The organism is Enterococcus sp. 9E7_DIV0242, from assembly GCF_002140975.2.
GTDB classification, from domain to species: Bacteria; Bacillota; Bacilli; order Lactobacillales; family Enterococcaceae; genus Enterococcus_L; species Enterococcus_L clewellii.
In genome coordinates, this window is the sequence record NZ_CP147247.1 from 1,819,583 (window position 1) to 1,836,989 (window position 17,407).

17 protein-coding genes are annotated in these 17,407 nt (G+C 39.7%); 4 read left to right on the forward strand and 13 right to left on the reverse strand.

Translation table 11 applies throughout. The annotated features are described in order from the left end of the window. Positions 1-100: 100 nt before the first annotated feature. The 6 genes from adhE to A5888_RS08640 all read right to left on the reverse strand — a co-directional run bounded on the left by adhE (position 101) and on the right by A5888_RS08640 (position 7,109). Positions 101-2,698 carry a bifunctional acetaldehyde-CoA/alcohol dehydrogenase gene (gene adhE, locus A5888_RS08615; protein ID WP_086350096.1) on the reverse strand — a complete coding sequence of 866 codons (2,598 nt, stop codon included), beginning with the start codon at positions 2,696-2,698 and terminating at the stop codon, positions 101-103. A 282-nt stretch (positions 2,699-2,980) separates the two neighbouring features. Next, positions 2,981-3,397, reverse strand: coding sequence for a GNAT family N-acetyltransferase (locus A5888_RS08620; RefSeq protein WP_249274515.1), 417 nt, complete (start codon positions 3,395-3,397; stop codon positions 2,981-2,983). A gap of 104 nt (positions 3,398-3,501) precedes the next feature. Beyond that, positions 3,502-3,789: a post-transcriptional regulator gene (locus A5888_RS08625; protein WP_086350094.1), complete on the reverse strand. Its 288-nt coding sequence runs from the start codon at positions 3,787-3,789 to the stop codon at positions 3,502-3,504. 175 nt (positions 3,790-3,964) lie between these two features. Continuing rightward, positions 3,965-4,345, reverse strand: coding sequence for a preprotein translocase subunit YajC (yajC, locus tag A5888_RS08630; RefSeq protein ID WP_086350093.1), 381 nt, complete (start codon positions 4,343-4,345; stop codon positions 3,965-3,967). Positions 4,346-4,483: 138 nt separating this feature from the next. Next, positions 4,484-5,629: a tRNA guanosine(34) transglycosylase Tgt gene (tgt, locus tag A5888_RS08635; RefSeq protein ID WP_086350092.1), complete on the reverse strand. Its 1,146-nt coding sequence runs from the start codon at positions 5,627-5,629 to the stop codon at positions 4,484-4,486. Positions 5,630-6,020: 391 nt separating this feature from the next. After that, positions 6,021-7,109, reverse strand: coding sequence for an iron-containing alcohol dehydrogenase family protein (locus A5888_RS08640; protein ID WP_086350091.1), 1,089 nt, complete (start codon positions 7,107-7,109; stop codon positions 6,021-6,023). A 177-nt stretch (positions 7,110-7,286) separates the two neighbouring features. On the opposite strand from A5888_RS08640, the gene A5888_RS08645 reads away from it, so the two are divergent. From A5888_RS08645 to A5888_RS08655, 3 genes are all read left to right on the forward strand, one after another. Continuing rightward, positions 7,287-8,750 (forward strand): ABC transporter substrate-binding protein/permease, encoded by a 1,464-nt coding sequence (locus tag A5888_RS08645; protein WP_086350090.1) that lies wholly within the window; start codon positions 7,287-7,289, stop codon positions 8,748-8,750. Beyond that, the gene (locus A5888_RS08650) at positions 8,743-9,465 is read left to right on the forward strand and encodes an amino acid ABC transporter ATP-binding protein (RefSeq protein ID WP_086350089.1); all 723 of its coding nucleotides are present in this window, start codon (positions 8,743-8,745) and stop codon (positions 9,463-9,465) included. The genes A5888_RS08645 and A5888_RS08650 overlap by 8 nt, the downstream gene beginning before the upstream one ends. A 290-nt stretch (positions 9,466-9,755) precedes the next feature. Next, positions 9,756-10,907 carry a pyridoxal phosphate-dependent aminotransferase gene (locus A5888_RS08655; RefSeq protein ID WP_086350088.1) on the forward strand — a complete coding sequence of 384 codons (1,152 nt, stop codon included), beginning with the start codon at positions 9,756-9,758 and terminating at the stop codon, positions 10,905-10,907. Positions 10,908-10,989: 82 nt separating this feature from the next. On the opposite strand, the gene A5888_RS08660 is transcribed toward A5888_RS08655, so the two are convergent. The 4 genes from A5888_RS08660 to A5888_RS08675 all read right to left on the reverse strand — a co-directional run bounded on the left by A5888_RS08660 (position 10,990) and on the right by A5888_RS08675 (position 13,995). Beyond that, the gene (locus A5888_RS08660) at positions 10,990-11,592 is read right to left on the reverse strand and encodes a hypothetical protein (protein WP_086350087.1); all 603 of its coding nucleotides are present in this window, start codon (positions 11,590-11,592) and stop codon (positions 10,990-10,992) included. Between the two features lie 185 nt (positions 11,593-11,777). Beyond that, positions 11,778-12,659 carry a 16S rRNA (adenine(1518)-N(6)/adenine(1519)-N(6))-dimethyltransferase RsmA gene (rsmA, locus tag A5888_RS08665; protein WP_086350086.1) on the reverse strand — a complete coding sequence of 294 codons (882 nt, stop codon included), beginning with the start codon at positions 12,657-12,659 and terminating at the stop codon, positions 11,778-11,780. Next, entirely contained in the window at positions 12,656-13,228 is a 573-nt protein-coding gene (gene rnmV / locus A5888_RS08670; RefSeq protein WP_170924841.1) for a ribonuclease M5, read from the reverse strand. The genes rsmA and rnmV overlap by 4 nt, the downstream gene beginning before the upstream one ends. Next, positions 13,225-13,995, reverse strand: a complete 771-nt coding sequence (locus tag A5888_RS08675) for a TatD family hydrolase (protein WP_086350085.1) — start codon at positions 13,993-13,995, stop codon at positions 13,225-13,227. Before A5888_RS08675 ends, rnmV begins: the two co-directional genes overlap by 4 nt. 216 nt (positions 13,996-14,211) lie before the next feature. Here A5888_RS08675 and A5888_RS08680 point away from each other — a divergent pair, with 216 nt between their 5' ends. Further along, entirely contained in the window at positions 14,212-14,802 is a 591-nt protein-coding gene (locus A5888_RS08680) for a hypothetical protein (protein ID WP_086350084.1), read from the forward strand. Between the two features lie 131 nt (positions 14,803-14,933). Here the strand turns inward: A5888_RS08680 and A5888_RS08685 are convergent, their stop codons facing one another. From A5888_RS08685 to A5888_RS08695, 3 genes are all read right to left on the reverse strand, one after another. Beyond that, positions 14,934-15,608: a DUF1905 domain-containing protein gene (locus tag A5888_RS08685; protein ID WP_339102042.1), complete on the reverse strand. Its 675-nt coding sequence runs from the start codon at positions 15,606-15,608 to the stop codon at positions 14,934-14,936. A 225-nt stretch (positions 15,609-15,833) separates the two neighbouring features. Next, entirely contained in the window at positions 15,834-16,838 is a 1,005-nt protein-coding gene (locus A5888_RS08690; RefSeq protein WP_086350083.1) for a LacI family DNA-binding transcriptional regulator, read from the reverse strand. 91 nt (positions 16,839-16,929) lie between these two features. Then, a complete protein-coding gene (locus A5888_RS08695) occupies positions 16,930-17,391 on the reverse strand; it encodes a RidA family protein (protein ID WP_086350082.1) in 462 nt (153 codons plus the stop codon). Positions 17,392-17,407: the final 16 nt, after the last annotated feature.

The following is a 17,407-nucleotide window of genomic DNA, read 5'->3' on the forward strand; positions in this document are numbered from 1 at the left end:
ACCTTTTATGTCAATGATGGTTTCTATTCCTTTCCAAACTCACAACAAACGTAAAAACACACTCTTGGAAAGCATTCCAAGAGTGTGTTGATTCGCATGATTATGCGTTATATGCATCGATAATGATTTGTTTCAATTCACTGATCAATGGTTCCTTAGGATTAGCAGTAGTACATTGGTCTTCATAAGCCAATTCAGCCATATGATCAACAGTAGTGTCTAATGTTTCTTGTGTAACGCCCTGCGCTTTCAAGCTCATATCGATTCCTACTGAAGTTCCAAGGTCAGCAACAGCTTTAACTAAAGAATCTACTAATTCAGCAGTTGTTTTCCCTTTCAGACCCAAGAATTTCGCAATATCAGCGTAATCTGTATCTGCACGGAAGTAGTCATATTTAGGGAACATTGCATGTTTTGAAGGATCTTTGGCATTGTAACGGATAATATGAGGCAATAGAATTGCGTTCGTACGTCCGTGAGGAATACCATATTCTCCACCAATTTTATGCGCGATTGAGTGACAAATTCCCAAGAATGCATTCGCGAATGCCATACCAGCCATTGTAGAAGCGTTATGCATTTTTTCACGAGATTCCATATCAGGAGTTTTCACTGATTTTTCTAAATAGTCAAAGACTAATTTGATTGCTTGTAAGCTCAATCCACGAGTATAGTCTGATGCCATAACTGATACATAAGACTCGATTGCGTGTGTCAATACGTCCATACCAGTATCAGCTGTTACAGATGCAGGAACTGACATAACGAATTGAGGGTCAACGATTGCTACGTCTGGTGTCAAAGCGTAATCTGCCAATGGGTATTTCACGTGCGTATCGCTATCAGTGATAACAGCAAATGGTGTTACTTCTGAACCAGTACCTGAAGTCGTAGGGATACATACAAACTGAGTTTTTTCAGGTTTGTCGATCTTGTACGTACGTTTACGGATATCCAAGAATTTTTGTTTTGCGCCGAAGAATGAAGTATCTGGGTGCTCATAGAACATCCACATGCCCTTCGCAGCATCCATTGCAGATCCCCCACCTAATGCGATGATCGTATCTGGCTTGAAGTCTGCCATTACTTTTGTTCCAGCGTATACTGTATTTGTAGACGGGTTAGGTTCTACATCAGAGAATACTTCGATTTGTACATCGTTTTTACGTTTTTGTAATTCTTTACGAACTGTATCAGCGTAACCGAATTGAACCATACCTGGGTCACAAACGATCATTACGCGTTCTACATTTTCCATTTTTTGCAAGTACTGTAATGAGTTCTTTTCAAAGAAAATTTTTGGTGGTAATTTAAACCATTGCATATTATTTCTCCGTTTCGCTACAGTTTTGATGTTGATCAAGTTGATTGCAGATACGTTCTTAGATACAGAGTTTTTACCATAAGAACCACAACCTAATGTCAATGAAGGAATCATTTCGTTGTAGATATTACCGATTCCGCCTTCTGCTGATGGAGAGTTAACCAATACACGACAAGCTTTCATGCGGATACCAAATTTGATTTGCAGGTCTTCATCTTCTGTATGGATAACAGCTGTATGGCCTAATCCACCTAATTCAAGCATTGCTTCACATAAATCAAAAGCATGTACAGAATCGTTTGCTTTCATCATTGCTAATACTGGAGATAATTTTTCACGTGAAAGTGGGTATTCAGGTCCGGCACCTTCAAGCTCGGCTACTAAGATTTTCGTTCCCGCAGGTACTTTAATCCCAGCTAATTTTGCGATATGTTCAGCAGAGTATCCTACGATTGATGGATTTACTGCATATTTACCTTCGTTCATTACAGCATCTTCAAGCTTTTGTAATTCATTTGGTTTCACAAAGTATACTTGATGTGCTTCGAATTCAGCTTTTACAGCTGCATAAATTTCTTTATCTACAATTACTGCTTGCTCAGAAGCACAAATCATACCGTTATCGAAAGATTTAGAAACGATCAAATCGTTTACTGCACGTTTGATTTTTGCAGATTTTTCAATGTAAGCAGGTACGTTACCGGCACCAACACCTAAAGCTGGTTTACCAGTTGAGTATGCTGATTTAACCATACCAGGACCACCAGTTGCCAATACGATCGCAACGCCTGGGTGATTCATCAACATAGATGTCGCATCGATCGATGGTTGTTCGATCCATTGTACACAGTTTTCAGGAGCGCCTGCTGCAATCGCTGCATCGCGAACGATACGAGCTGCTTCAGCAGAACATTTTTGAGCGCTTGGGTGGAAGGCAAAAACGATTGGATTCCCAGTTTTCAAAGCGATCATTGCTTTAAAGATTGTTGTTGATGTTGGGTTTGTTGTTGGTGTAACACCACAAACTACTCCAACTGGTCCAGCGATTTCAATCAAACCTGTTTGTTCATCATTGCTGATTACGCCAACAGTTTTGTTGTCTTTAATACTATTCCAAATATATTCAGAAGCGTACATGTTCTTGATTGCTTTATCTTCAACGATTCCGCGACCAGTTTCTTCCACTGCCATTTTAGCAAGAGGCATATGTTGATCTAAAGCAGCCATTGCCATTTCATGAACAATGTGGTCAACTTTTTCTTGATCGAAACTTTCCATTTCTTTTAAAGCAACATTTGCTTTAGCAGCTAGTTCATCGATCATTGTTTGGACATCAAGAGCTTTTGTTTCTTCTTTTTTCTTCGTTTTTGCCATTGTAATCCTCCTAAGAAAATTTATCATTAATTTGTTTGTTAACTATTTCACATTCACATCATACAACATTCTCGTTTCCTTGTAAATAGTTTTTTGTGATTTTTTTCACAGTTTATAAAAATTTATTTTTCAAAGCGTTTTCATTCAAGAAACATTGTTAAATGAACAAAAAATGGACTGGCTTTCATTTTAAAGCCAATCCATCCTTCTTTTTCCCTATAACTAGTTATTTATTTAATAACACACTTTATTTTGTTCATTATTCCACAATATGGTACTTATTCAGCTCCGTTTATAATACATTCCTGTTGATTCAGGCATTGTTTCAGTAAAACCGAATTGACGATATAGCTCCTTGGCTGGTCCATCTGCAATCAGGCTGATATATGCGGCTGTTGGTATCTCTTGTTCGATATATAGATGCAGCTCCCGCATAATCTTTTTTCCTAATCCCTGACCTTGATAATTGGGGTCCACAGCGATATCCGTGATTTGGAATGCTGTCCCTCCGTCGCCAATGATCCGTCCCATTCCTACTAGAACTTTTTCTTGTGTTCGTAACGTCACACAAAAACAGCTATTTTGCAGTGCTTTGGCAATCGCTTCCGGGTTTCTTGGCGATAAACCAGCTTTGATACGTAGCTGTTGAAATTCTTCCGGAGTCGGAAGGTCATGTGACAAAATGATTTTTTCGCTCAACTGTCGTTCCCCTTTTCCTAAAAAGGCAGCACTCGGAAAATAGCAATCATTTTCTGCGTGCTGTCTATGTCCATTTTTCATCCATAAAAGGATAAAACTTTTATCTAAAGAAGATCTTCGATATCTTTCCAATCATTCCATTGAAATGGGCTGGTCTGTGCAACGAGTTGCTGATAATCAAAGAATTCATTTGGTTTAATATGTAAAATGTCACGTTTGCATTCTTTAATGGATAACCGTTGCTGATTTTTCCAGCGATACAAAAGCAGGTAGTTGAGTAGTTCAGTCTCATTTACCCCTCGGTAGCCGTTATCTTGAAAGGAGCGGCATTTCTGTTTGATTTCTTTCGATAAAAGTACCTTTTGATGCCAAGATAGCTTTTGAATCTTAATCCCCTCCCTAACTTCACGGTGAGAAACTGATCATAATAACAAGCAGTGAAGTCTCAGGCTCACTGTTTTCTCCTCCAAATAGGACGTTTTTCCTGCCATCCATTCGGACATAAAAGCCGAGCTGCTTGTTGGCAGCTCAGCCTTCTCAATTTCTCGATTTTAGCTGATGAAAGATTTAGTCTTTGGTTTCATCCACAGAGTCTGTTACATCTCCCGATTCAGCGATTGATTCCTGTTTTTCTAAAACAACAGATTCTTGTTCAACTGCGGGTGTTTCTGTTGGTGTTGCTGCAGTATTTGGTTTTACAGTACGAATCGCTGCTTGGTCAAATTCCAAAACGATTCCTTCACAATCGATAAAGACTGTCTTGCTAATGTTATCCATCTCAGAAATAACACCATGCAAACCACCGATTGTTACTACTTTGTCCCCGACTTTCATGCTATTTAAAAGTGACTGACGTTCCTGCTGCTGTTTCTTTTGAGAACGAGACATCCAGAACATCATACCTCCTAAAAGGACTAATGTAAAAATCATTGTAATTCCGCCGCCCATTTTTTTCACCTCACCATTCAATCTATATTGAATACGACTAAATAAACAACGCTTCGTGCAATGAACTATTCAGTGCGATTCATATAGTTTTAACTGTAACAAATATTCCTTGATAACACTAGCGTTTTACTATATTTTTTAGAAACTTTTCGCATTTTCTTTATTAAAACCGTACTCTTCAAAAAAGGCCTGTCTAAATTCCAGAAGCTGATCATCCATAATTGCTTGACGCACTTGCTTCATCAAGTTCAATAAGAAGTACAGATTATGGTAAGAAGTCAACCGAATACCAAAGGTTTCATCACACTTGATCAGATGGCGAATATACGCTCTTGTATAATTTTTACATGTGTAGCAATCACACTTCTCGTCCAATGGTCTGAAGTCGTTCGCATACTGCGCGTTTTTAACAACTAAACGTCCTTGAGAAGTCATACAGGTGCCGTTACGGGCAATTCGTGTTGGTAAAACACAGTCAAACATATCGACCCCACGTATCACGCCATCAATCAGTGAATCGGCTGTCCCAACACCCATCAAATAGCGCGGTTTATTTTCAGGAATCAGAGGTGTTGTGAACTCTAATACACGATTCATTTCTTCTTTAGGTTCCCCAACAGACAGACCACCAATAGAGTAACCAGGGAAATCCATACTGATCAAATCTTTGGCGCTTTGACGACGTAAATCTTCAAAGCCTGCACCTTGAATGATGCCAAATAGACCTTGACGATCTGGATTACGATGCGCCTGCAATCCTCTTTCCGCCCAACGAGAGGTTCTTTCAATCGAAGCCTTCACGTAATCATAGCTTTCATCAAACGGTGGACACTCATCAAAGCTCATCATGATATCTGAGCCAAGCTTATTCTGAATATCAATGGCCTTTTCCGGAGATAAAAACATCGGTGAGCCATTCAAATGATTCTTAAAATGAACGCCTTCTTCTGTAATATTTCGCATATCACTTAATGAAAATACTTGAAATCCGCCGGAATCAGTCAGAATCGGTTGATCCCAATTCATAAACTTATGTAATCCACCAGCTTCTTCAACCAAATCTTCTCCAGGTCGAAGCCATAAATGATAGGTATTGCTCAGAATGATTCCTGCGCCCATTTCTTTCAATTCCTCAGGTGCCATTGTCTTGACTGTGGCCAAAGTCCCTACCGGCATAAACATTGGTGTTGGAAATGTGCCGTGTGGTGTGATTATTTCACCAAGACGTGCCCCTGTATGTTTTTCTTTTTTTATTAAACGATAACGAATGGCTGGTTCTGTCATTCATTTCCCTACTTTCTCTTAAAAATTCGTCCTTTCCCATCATACTGTTTTTCCTGTATCTTTGCAAGATTTCTATGAAATCATTACTGCATTTAAGGTATATTTTATGAAATTCCAATCTTTTAAGAAATGCATCTGAACTTTCATTAAAGAAGCTCTGAAATAACCATAGATAAATAGATGAATCTTATTAAAAAATAACCATTTAATGAAGTCTCCCCTTCACTAGTAAGCTATTGAGGAAAACCGCAAAATATTTGCTGATTCCCAGTTTGGCGTTTATGATAAAAAAGGATTATTTTTTTATAGGAAAAGAACAACATCTGTTGCTAGCTACATAAAAAAGCACTGCCGGTTCGACCTATCGCCAAACCGTACACTGCTTCATTATTTATTTATTTATTATGAATGCTTCCAGAGCTTTCATTGCTTCCAATACAACAGTAGGTGTAATGATTTCCTTCATATAATGAATCGTTTCATGAGCCTCAGAAGCTCGCTCTGCGACAGCTAGATATTCCTGATCCGAAAGCTGCATATCCATCTCAGCTAAAGAAGCAGGCAAACCAAGTGAACGGTAGAATGGCAACAGATTTTCGATTTCTGCCCATTTGCCTTCTATTACTAGTTGGACAAATACACCATAGGCGACCTTATTGCCATGCAACTGATTGTGACTGTCAGGAAGGATCGTCAACGCATCATGAATGGAATGTGCTCCGGCAGTTCTGCCATAATCATCACCAAAACCGCCAACCATTCCGCCCAGTAGAATATTGGTTTCGATCACATTCAGAAACGCTTGATTGATCACGCCATCTTCCATTGCCTGAATCCCTAATTCGCTGTCTCGCAATAGGATATCTCTACATTGTTTTGCAGCAAAAGAAGCAACCTCGATTTCAATCGGGTGAACCTCCAATTGAGAAATCATCGTATCTGCTTCGTACCATTTTGCTATCGTATCACCAATTCCCGCAATCATCAGATCGACAGGGGAATGAAGAAGTACTTCTGGCTCAATCAATACTAAGGCATTACTGACTGGAAATACATCATAGCGGTCCATAGAGCCATCTTCATTATAGATGACACTTAATGGTGTATATGCCGCACAGGTCGCTGCAAGTGTTGGCAAAATCAACACAGGAATTTCGCAAGCGTTTGCCGCTGCCTTACCAAGATCAGCGATTTTTCCACCACCAACGGCAATAATGCCTGTCAGTTTTTCACTCTTTACCAAGGCTGAAACAATTTCAGCTTCCTGATCTGTGCATTCTCCATTATAAGTCATAAAGCAAGTATACGTGTTTTCTAATGTAGGGAAAAACGGCTTGGCAGCTTCCCATGAAGATTTTCCATGAAGAACCAATACGCGTTCGATATGTCTGCGCTTCAAGTGGTTTTCCAAATCATTCCATGCGCCTAATCGACATTCGTATTCCTGTGGTGCTCCTCTAACGATCAATGACTGTTCCATACGTTTCTACCCCTTAGATTATTTTTATTCAACCTAGTAATTCAATGGTAATTTAGTCTTTTCCTTTAATACAAACTATGATATGATAAATCACATCGAAAAACAATAAATTTTTATACATTTATGCTGTTTTTTAAGAATATTTATTGCATAAAATTTCAAAAAGGAGTTACGCCCATGAAACTTTTTAAGAAACTATCCGCTCTTATTTTATCTGTTCTATTCGTGCTCACGACGCTGCTTCCTATCCATACCACTTTAGCAGCAGAATCAGATCCTGTCTATGACCGAATTATAGAACGAGGGGAATTGATCGTCGGACTTTCCGCTGACTATGCCCCATATGAATTCCATACAGATGTGGATGGTAAGGATACGATCGTCGGATTTGATGTATCCATTGCTGAAAAAATTGCTGAAGACCTTGGTGTAAAACTAAAAATCGAGGAACTTGGCTTTGATGCTCTATTAGGAGCTTTAAAAACAGACAAGATCGACCTGATTATTTCCGGAATGGCTCCAACACCTGAACGTTTAAAGGAAGTAGATTTCTCTAATCCTTATATGAATGTTCAACAGCGTGTCATTGTTCGCAAAGATGATCAAGATAAATTCCATTCAACGAAGGATTTTAGCGGCATCAAAGTGGGGGTACAAAAACAAACGACCCAAGAAGATCTTGCTAAAAATGAATTGATTGGTTCAACTCCGACCTCCCTTCAGAAGGTACCGGATATCGTGATGAACTTGAAAAATAAAAAAGTAGATGCCATTATTCTTGAGGGACCTGTTGCAGAAGCTTACGTTGACCGAAATGAGGACTTGGTTTTTGCCGATGTTTCTTTTGTTGAAGGTGAAAAGCAGACAGCTATTGCCATGGCTAAAAACACGCCAACACTGATGGAAAACGTCAATGCAACGATTCAAACAATCAATGACGAGAATTTACTGGAAGGCTATAAAAAGGATGCCGCTGAGTTGATGTTTGATGATAATGAAGGCTTTTTACAAAAATACGGTAAATTCTATCTGAATGGTGCCGGTTATACGATTTTCCTTGCCTTTATCGGTGTACTTTTTGGAACGATTTTTGGTGGTCTATTAGCCCTGATGAAGCTTTCAAAATCAAAAATATTACGAGCACTTGCTATTATCTACATTGAATATGTGAGAGGAACACCTCTTTTGGTTCAAATTTTTATCGTGTATTTCGGAACAGGTGTTTTAGGACTGGATTTGTCTAAAGTCGCTGCCGGTTGTATTGCCTTGACCTTGAATAGCGGTGCCTATGTTGCCGAAATCGTCCGCGCCGGTATCAACGCTGTAAATAAAGGGCAGATGGAAGCATCACGTTCATTGGGGATGAGCCAGTCTCAAGCTATGCGATTCATTATTCTGCCGCAAGCAATCAAAAATATTCTGCCCGCTTTAGGGAATGAGTTCGTTACAGTTATCAAGGAATCCTCTGTCGTTTCTGTCATTGGTGTATCTGAATTGATCTTCCAGGCAGGGAATGTACAGGGCGCAAGCTTTAAGCCATTCCTTCCATATCTGGTCGTGTCATTGATTTACTTTGTACTGACCTTTACGATCTCCCGTCTTTTAGGTGTTGCTGAAAGGAGAATGAGCACAAGTGATTAAAATTGAAAATTTGCATAAATCGTTTGATAAAAATGAAGTATTGAAGGGTATTGATTTAACCGTTAATGCCGGGGAAGTGGTTGTAATTATCGGCCCTTCCGGTAGCGGAAAAAGTACCTTTCTCCGTTGTCTGAATCTGTTGGAACAACCAACAGCAGGAAAAATCGAATTTGAGGGAAAAAATTTGTTAGATAAGAACACCAATATTGACGAGCTTCGTCAGAAGATGGGAATGGTCTTTCAGAGCTTTAACCTTTTCCCACATAAAACAGTGTTGGAAAATCTGACAATCAGCCCTATCAAAGTAAAGAAAGAAGACCCGAAACAAGCAGAAGCAAAAGCACATGATTTGCTTGAACAAGTCGGGCTGGAAGAAAAGAGCAGCAGTTATCCTTCCAGCCTATCCGGCGGACAACAGCAGCGTGTGGCGATCGCTCGGGCGCTTGCGATGAATCCTGATGTGATGCTTTTCGATGAACCGACCTCTGCCTTAGATCCAGAGATGGTTGGGGAGGTATTGTCTGTTATGAAAGCATTAGCTGTCAAAGGCATGACGATGGTCGTCGTTACCCATGAAATGGGCTTTGCCCGTGAAGTAGCGGATCGAGTGATTTTCATGGATGCCGGGATTATTCAAGAAGAAGGAACGCCAGAAGAAATTTTCGGACAACCAAAAAATCCTCGAACGCAGGATTTCTTGAAAAAGGTTTTATAAAAAAATGAACCAGCAGCTGTTCTTTCAGCTTTGAAATCTAAGCGGAAAGAACGGTTTTCGTTTTGTAGCTCTTAGAGAAAATAATCCCTTTGATTATTAAGTGGGATGCTTTACTATATATATAACTCCTATTAAATACATGCAGTTGAATTTTATTCCTCGGCTAGACTCTTGAGTAAAAATCACGTTTCGTGCAACAATGCATTAATAGGTTTTATATAGACAGAGGATTCTTAAAAGAAAAACAGGAATCACACGTTTATTAATGAATGAAGGAGATGTTTCTATACATGGATTTATCTAAAATAGCCAAACGACACCAACAGCCAGCTGAAAATATCTTGATGGATATTGCAACATTAGCGAAGCAAATCCCAGATTTGATCGACCTGTCTATCGGTGATCCAGATTTGATTACAGATGAACGCATTATTGATGCAGCTTTTGCAGATGCGAAAGCTGGTCATACAAAATATACTGCTTCAGGTGGAAGTACAGAATTTCTGGAAGCTGTCATTGAATTCTATAAAAAGGAATATAAAATGACTTTTGAGCCCTCTCAGATTCGTGCAACAGTTGGCGCGCTTCACGGGATGTACCTTGCCTTGCAAGTCATTCTTGATCCAGGTGATGAAGTGATCATCCATGAACCCTACTTCTCTCCTTATAAGGACCAAGTCCTTTTCGCTGGTGGAACGCCTGTCTTCCTGCCTACCTATGAAGAAGATGAGTTTCAGATCAACATCGACTTATTAAAGGAAAAAATCACGAACAAAACAAAAGCCATCATCATCAATTCACCAAACAACCCGACTGGTGCGGTTTTTTCTGCCGAAACCTTTAAAGCAATTGCAGCGTTGGCGATAGCTCATGATTTCTATATTCTTTCAGACGAAGTATATGAAGCCTTCTGCTTCTATGATACATTCACACCAATGGCAACCTTTGCACCAGAGCATACTATCACTTTTGGTAGCTTTTCTAAGGCCTTTGCTATGACTGGTTGGAGAATCGGCTACATGATCGCTCCGGAATATATCAACAATGCGGCCAAGCTGATTAACGAAAGTGTGACTTATTCTGCACCAAGTCCCTCTCAACAAGCAGGAATCTTCGCTCTGGCTCATTCAGATGTCTTGATCCCTGAAGTCGTTTCTGTCTTCAAGGAGCGATTGGAGTATGTAGAGAAGCGTGTCAAAGAGATCCCGTTTCTTTCTCTATTACCGGTAAAAGGCTCAATTTATGCCTTTATCAATGTTGAAAAAACTGGGTTAGATTCCGTTGCCTTTACAGAAAAGCTGCTGAAGGAAACGAAAGTACTTGTTATTCCCGGAAAGGCGTTTGGGGAAACAACAGGGAATCACCATGTACGACTTGCTGCCACACAGGATCTTGAAGAGCTGAAAGAAGCCTTCGACCGTATAGAAAAGCTGAACTTTTAGAAAATAGGAAACCCGACTGGAAGTGAATGGCATCGCCTCACTTCCAGTCGGGTCATTTTCTATTTTAAAAAGATTCCTACTCTTATCCTACTTGCTTTTGCAGCAGCTTTTTCGCATGTGTAAATACAGGGATATCAAAAGCTTTGCTCAAGCTTCCAGCTAGGAAGTACGCAATGTTGAAGTCCACCATACTATGAATGATTCCCCCAACTCCCATCAACAAGAGAATCGAATAGATATACCCATCTGTATAATACGTCTCAGGCAGATTGCCCATCGTATAAAAAGCAGTGATCACGACCAATTCTACAGCTGAATGAATCAACGCAATCACAAAGTTAAATAATTGAAAGCGACCGTTCAGCAAGGAAAACTGTTTCGAACGCAATGCAACCTCAGGATGCTTCTTCAAGTACATCGCCCCAATAACTGCAAATACCAAATGAGACAATGCTCTCAACGCTATAATCGGTGTTGCCGATAAAAAGAACCCAAATCCTGTTCCCAACGAAACCGCTATTGCTGCTTCCGGTGAAATAAACATTGCTATAAATACGGGTACATGACTGGCTAAGGTAAAGGACGCCGGACCAATCGTGATTCTCGGCATAACCATCGGAATGATGATTCCCATAGCAATCAATAGCGCAGAAATTGTCAGTTGTCTAACAGAGTTTTTTCTCATTTTCTTCCTCCCTAATGTGTCTTGACACATCTATGAATCCTATTCTATTCAAAATAAGACGGGGTGTCAAGACACATATTCCGAGAAAGCCTTTCCAATTTCTAAAAGTCACTTTTTTAGGTTCTGACGACTTGTTTTACAAAAAAAGACAGCTTCCGTTGAATAATCGGAAACTGGCTTTTTATTTATTTATTCTTTTGCAATGTATTGCTTAAACGAGCAAATTCTTCCAAGGATAGTGTTTCACCGCGACGTGAAGGATCGATTTCTGCTTCTGCTAAGCTTACTTTCAGCCATTCGACTGTTTGCTCATTTTTACCATAAAAATGTGTTAGGTTATTCCACAGTGTCTTTCTTCTTAACTGAAAAGATGCTTTTGTCAGCTTGAAGAATTCCTTTTCGCTGCTGACTTCTACTGCTGGTTTCTCGCGTTTCTTCAAGATAATGATTGCCGAATCCACATTGGGCTGAGGAACAAATACTGTTTTAGGAACAATAAAAGCAACCGAAGCTTCCATATAATACTGAACAGCAATCGATAACGACCCATACGCCTTCGTTCCGGGAACAGCCGAAATACGGTCTGCTACTTCTTTTTGCATCATCACGATCATCTCAGCGACATCCAAATCAGATTCCAGAAAATGCATCATGATTGGAGTGGTGATATAGTAAGGCAGGTTAGCTACTACCTTGATTGGTAACTCTTGTTTGAAAACTTGTTTTGTTTCTTCAATTAAATTGGCTTTTAGAACATCCTGATGTACAACAGTCACATTAGCATAAGGGCTCATCGTATCCTCTAAGACTGGAATTAAGCGATCGTCAATCTCAAACGCCAGTACCTGTGCAGCATTTCGAGCTAGATGCTCCGTTAATGCCCCAATTCCCGGACCTACTTCGATCACATTTGTCTCTTGATCAATCGTCGCTGTCTCAACAATTTTTCGTAGAATATTTGGTTCTGTCAGGAAATTCTGACCTAAGCTTTTCTTGAACGAAAAGCCATGCTTCTTTAAAATCTCTTTGGTTCTGGATGGTGTTGCTATGTCTTTATATTCGGTCACAGTGATTCCTCCACTTTACTCATCGCTTCTCTTAGTTCGTCTTCCGTTATCCTAAACATTTGCAGTCGCTTGATCAACTGCTTGCTGTTGGTATAACCGATGCGCAACTCATCGCCCAGCTTTTCTCGACGTTCCTTTGAATGCGCTCCTGCTATTAAACCATAGTCTAACAGCACCTGTCTAGGTATCTCCACATAATCATCTGATTCAAGAACAGGGGTGACTACCATCCTTAGCGCCTCCAGAATGGCTTCATCACTCGCGTGCTCTACGCCTAAGCTACTACCTCGTCGCTTGGGTTCTGCCAATCGGCGAGATAAAAAGGCATGCTTAGCATCAGGAACCACTTCCATAATTGTTTTCCGAATCTTTTCTCCGGAATAGTCAGGGTCCGTAAAAATGATGACCCCTCTCATTTCCTGTGCATGCTCGATTTGTGCCAAAATATCTTCATTGATTGCTGAACCGATTGTTTCAATTGTATCTGCATCAATCACTTCTAACAGACGGCGTGTGTCATCTTTCCCCTCAACGACAATAATCTCTTCGATTCTCATTTTTTCTGTCATTTTTCTATCCTAAACAGCTGATGTGCATTTTTGGTGGTCTGCTGCGCCAGCTCTTCCCAAGACATTTCTCTCAATTCCGCAATTTTCTCAACTACATATCTCGTGTAGCCCGGCTCATTTCGTTTGCCTCGATAAGGAACTGGTGCTAAATATGGAGCGTCTGTTTCCACTAGCATCCGGTCGAGCGGCACAATCTGAGCAGCTTCCTGCACCTCCACTGCTTTTTTGAATGAAACCACACCACTGAAGGAAATGTGCATGCCTAAATCTAAAAAGCGTTTCATCCACTCGCTGTCTCCACTATAGCTGTGCATAATACCGCCAATGTCCTGAACCCCTTCTTCTTTAAGAACCTGATAAGTATCCTCAATAGCATCACGCATATGAATACTGATAGGCAGCTTCATCTCTTTGGCAATCGCAATCTGTCGACGGAACACACGATCCTGAACCTCTTTCGGGTCCTCCATCCAGTAGTAATCTAAGCCAATTTCTCCTAACGCGACAACCTTCGGCGTTTGTAGCAGCTCTTGAAGTCTTGTCTCGATTTCCTTGGTATAGCTGCCCGCTTCTGTAGGATGCCAGCCGATGATACTATAGATATCCGGATGGTCTCTGCTTAATTCTAATGACTTATCGATTGTCGGTGTATCAAAGCCCACAACAGCCATTTCTGTCACGCCTAGTTCTTTCGCCCGTTCGATTGTCTCTGGTATGTCTTCATTAAATTGTTCTGCATTTAAATGGGTATGTGAATCAAAAATCATGTGTCTTCCTCCTGCTTGTTATACTCTTTCTCATTTTACCAGAAAAGCGCCTAAAACACTTGGAATCAAGAAAACTTCTTTCTTTTTCTTCATTATTTTCTGGAACAAACCGATTGAGCTATATAGCAGTATCTTCCGTCAGCCTCAAGCCTGATGTTTCACGACATATTTCCTGTTACACTACCTATACATCTTATTATTGTTAGGAGTGAGCCAATGAAACAACCTTTTTCAGCTTCTGACCTTTTCAAATCACTTATACAACAAAAAGTATCGCCACCCCGTAAAGAACAGACACAAACGATCTGGCATTGGAGTTTACTGATACTTTTTTCTCTGCTTACGTACGCTAGTCTTACCCAACAACTATTACTTGTTGTTTTACTGATTGGGATCACAGCTCTGATCAAAGGGCCTCTAATGCTCTTGTGGGGTAGTATCTATTCTGCAGTAATTGCCTTTTTCCCGCCGCTTGCAGTTATCCTTTCTCTTGTGTTTCTTTTGTTGAACATTGAGGCCGTAGTAAAAAACTGGCGAATTACGATTACCGGGCTTTTTTTCTATGTGTATCCATTAGTCGGTCGTTTGATCCTATCTCTTACTGAGCTTGAACCACGTTGGCTATTGCTACTCTGGCTGACTGTTGGAATCATCAGCTTCCATTTCTTACTGAAATGGCTTTACCGTCAAAATTTTGGAAGTAGGATGTTACTGTGGTCGATCGTCAGCATGCCTCATTCCTTCTTCGTTCTCTTTTTGCCGAAGAAGCTTGGACGATTCAGAAAAAATAAATTGCCAAATCGTTGATTCAAAGAAAAATGGGTTGACGTAGTAGATATGAATACCATCCTTCGCTACTCAGTTGTACTATTGCTGAGTAAGAAATAAACACCGCTCTATTTCATTATGTTCAATGAAATAGAGCGGTGTTTGAATGCTTAGCTAAAAATCTCTAAATAACCAATAATTCTACTAGTATCATATTCCGTGAGTATTCCTACAGCAGGGTCATAGTATTTCTTGTCGAAATAAAGCAGAAAATGGCTACGCTTTTCTGACACATCACTGGATTTTACATTTAATAAACATAGATTAGGTAATTGGAAAAAGTTTCTTTTTATGTAAATCATTTTATCTGCATGGGCTAAACTAAAATAGTCTAATGTTTCTATAAATTTACTTAAGGAAACCTGCCATTTTTTTGCTTTCATACTAGTGATTATCTCTTCTATTGTCAGTCCACTTAACATTGCCATACACGCTTGTCCACATAATCCCACATCCGGCTGTAAGACTAGCTGAATGGCCTCGATTTTTCGAATAGGGACAGAATAAGGACTATCATGATTGATTCGTGAAAGCTGGTCAATCAATTCAAAAGAAACCGTGTAGTTCTCTTCCATTTTCAACTGTTCAAAATATTTTTTCGTCACAGGAATGTAGTAAACGCCTTCGCCTTTCGGAATCAGTTTACATTCAAATGCATTAGATTGAATGGTTACTTTTACAGGGATATTGCCTTTTTGTTCACAGATATCCCAAACATTAAATGGAATTTTTATAAACTGCCTATTTCCCTCCTTAAAACATATACCTTCAAATGAATACACCATATTATCTCTCAATTCTCCTTTGCTTGAACTACTCTCTTCACATACAGAGATACGCTCTGCTTTGCTCTTACAATTACTTTATCATAGCTAGTCATGTTCTTTAAATAATTTTTTGATTTATACAGAAGTAAGAAAGCGAAACCACTGATTCGCGGCTTCGCTTTCTTACTTCTCTTTTTGAACGGAGTTATATAGGAGAATATATGTTATGCAGGTTCTGCATAATCAACTGGATGAAGAAGATAAATAGATGGGTTTGAATCGAAAGATTTGTTTTTCTTTCGCCAGCTGTTCTTCTCTGGTTGCTGCAGTGATGTTTAAACAATCCAAAATACACTCACAAATTTCCTTTATAGGGTGCTCGATCGTTAAAAGTATTTGGTCTAAAATCATGTATAGATCGTATCCATCAATAGAAACAATGTCGATTTTTTTTTTTGTACCAATCTGTTTGTACACTCGCAGTAAGCTTTCCAAACACGTGTCATTAGAGGCAATAAAGGCGGTTGGTGTATAGCTGCTACTTCTAAACAATGTTTCTATTTTTCCGCCTAAGCTTTCTTCTGATCCTGAAACAATACTCGGTAATATCCTGCCAGACTCCGATACCGCATCTTGAAACGCTTCAAGTCGCTCTGTTCGAGGGGTTACCTCTTCTTGAAACGGCAAGCTAAGATAAGCGACATGCTTATGTCCGCGATCTACAAGCTGCTGAACAGCCTCCACCATTGCGGCCTGGTTATCCAACAGTACACAGAAATACTTTTCAACATTGAGAGGGATTCTATCAACATAAACAATCGGGACATTCTTTTCATCAAGCATTCGATAATAATCTGTATTTTTTCCCGTAGGAAACAACACAATACCATCCACATCGGAGGCAATCGCTTGCTCAATCAGATTTTTCTCTTTGCTGTCATCATCATCAGAATAAGAAACGATGACCTGAACAGATGAAGAACTGATTTTACGATCAATGTACTTAATAACATTAGTAGAAAATGAGCTGGAAATATTTGCAACAATGATATTGATGACCTTTACCTTTTTAAATTTCAAATTCCTAGCGCTATTTCTGGGAATATAATTTGTCTCTTTCACGATTCGAGCGATTTTATTTTTAGTATCCTCACTCATGAACTTGAAATTGTCATTTAAGTAATGGGAAACAATTGTTTTGGAAACCCCCGCCATTTCGGCAATATCCTTAATGGTCACTCGACTCATAGCTGCTTCCCTCCTTTTTGTATTTTAAACACTGAATCAATTATACAAAAGGAATGGCGGCTTGAGAAGAGGAAGTCTGATATCCATTTTGTTAATTTATTTCTACAATTAATTCGATTTCTACTGGTGTATCAAACGGCAGTGTATTGGTTCCAATAGCAGAACGAGCATGTCTGCCCTTTTCGCCGAAGACCTCAACGAGAAATTCTGATGCTCCGTTGATTACATAAGGCTGTTCTGCAAATTCATCTGTTGAGTTGACAAAAGCCAGCATTTTCACCACTTGCTTGACTTCATCCAAGCTGCCCAGTTCTTTTTGCAGAACAGCAAGAATATTAACAACGACCTGTTTAGCGGCTTCTTTTCCCTGCGAAACATCTAAGTCTTTCCCAAGCTTTCCTTTCAGTATCAGTTCACCATTTTTTCGGCAGTCGCAGCCAGAAGTATAGACTAAATTCCCTACTCGTTTAGATGGCACATATTCAGCCACCGGTGTCGGTACCTTTTCAAGCTCGATACCAATTTCTTTCAATTTTTCTTCGATTTTTCCCATTGTTCTTCCCCCTGAA

What these genes read in the sequence shown, in the direction of transcription:
- A5888_RS08660 (WP_086350087.1), bottom strand. Translation starts at nt 11,592, where the DNA reads ATGAGAAAAAACTCTGTTAGACAACTGACAATTTCTGCGCTATTGATT.
- rnmV (WP_170924841.1), bottom strand. Translation starts at nt 13,228, where the DNA reads ATGACAGAAAAAATGAGAATCGAAGAGATTATTGTCGTTGAGGGGAAA.
- A5888_RS08675 (WP_086350085.1), bottom strand. Translation starts at nt 13,995, where the DNA reads ATGATTTTTGATTCACATACCCATTTAAATGCAGAACAATTTAATGAA.
- A5888_RS08655 (WP_086350088.1), top strand. Translation starts at nt 9,756, where the DNA reads ATGGATTTATCTAAAATAGCCAAACGACACCAACAGCCAGCTGAAAAT.
- A5888_RS08645 (WP_086350090.1), top strand. Translation starts at nt 7,287, where the DNA reads ATGAAACTTTTTAAGAAACTATCCGCTCTTATTTTATCTGTTCTATTC.
- yajC (WP_086350093.1), bottom strand. Translation starts at nt 4,345, where the DNA reads ATGGGCGGCGGAATTACAATGATTTTTACATTAGTCCTTTTAGGAGGT.
- A5888_RS08685 (WP_339102042.1), bottom strand. Translation starts at nt 15,608, where the DNA reads ATGGTGTATTCATTTGAAGGTATATGTTTTAAGGAGGGAAATAGGCAG.
- A5888_RS08640 (WP_086350091.1), bottom strand. Translation starts at nt 7,109, where the DNA reads ATGGAACAGTCATTGATCGTTAGAGGAGCACCACAGGAATACGAATGT.
- adhE (WP_086350096.1), bottom strand. Translation starts at nt 2,698, where the DNA reads ATGGCAAAAACGAAGAAAAAAGAAGAAACAAAAGCTCTTGATGTCCAA.
- A5888_RS08690 (WP_086350083.1), bottom strand. Translation starts at nt 16,838, where the DNA reads ATGAGTCGAGTGACCATTAAGGATATTGCCGAAATGGCGGGGGTTTCC.
- A5888_RS08695 (WP_086350082.1), bottom strand. Translation starts at nt 17,391, where the DNA reads ATGGGAAAAATCGAAGAAAAATTGAAAGAAATTGGTATCGAGCTTGAA.
- A5888_RS08680 (WP_086350084.1), top strand. Translation starts at nt 14,212, where the DNA reads ATGAAACAACCTTTTTCAGCTTCTGACCTTTTCAAATCACTTATACAA.
- tgt (WP_086350092.1), bottom strand. Translation starts at nt 5,629, where the DNA reads ATGACAGAACCAGCCATTCGTTATCGTTTAATAAAAAAAGAAAAACAT.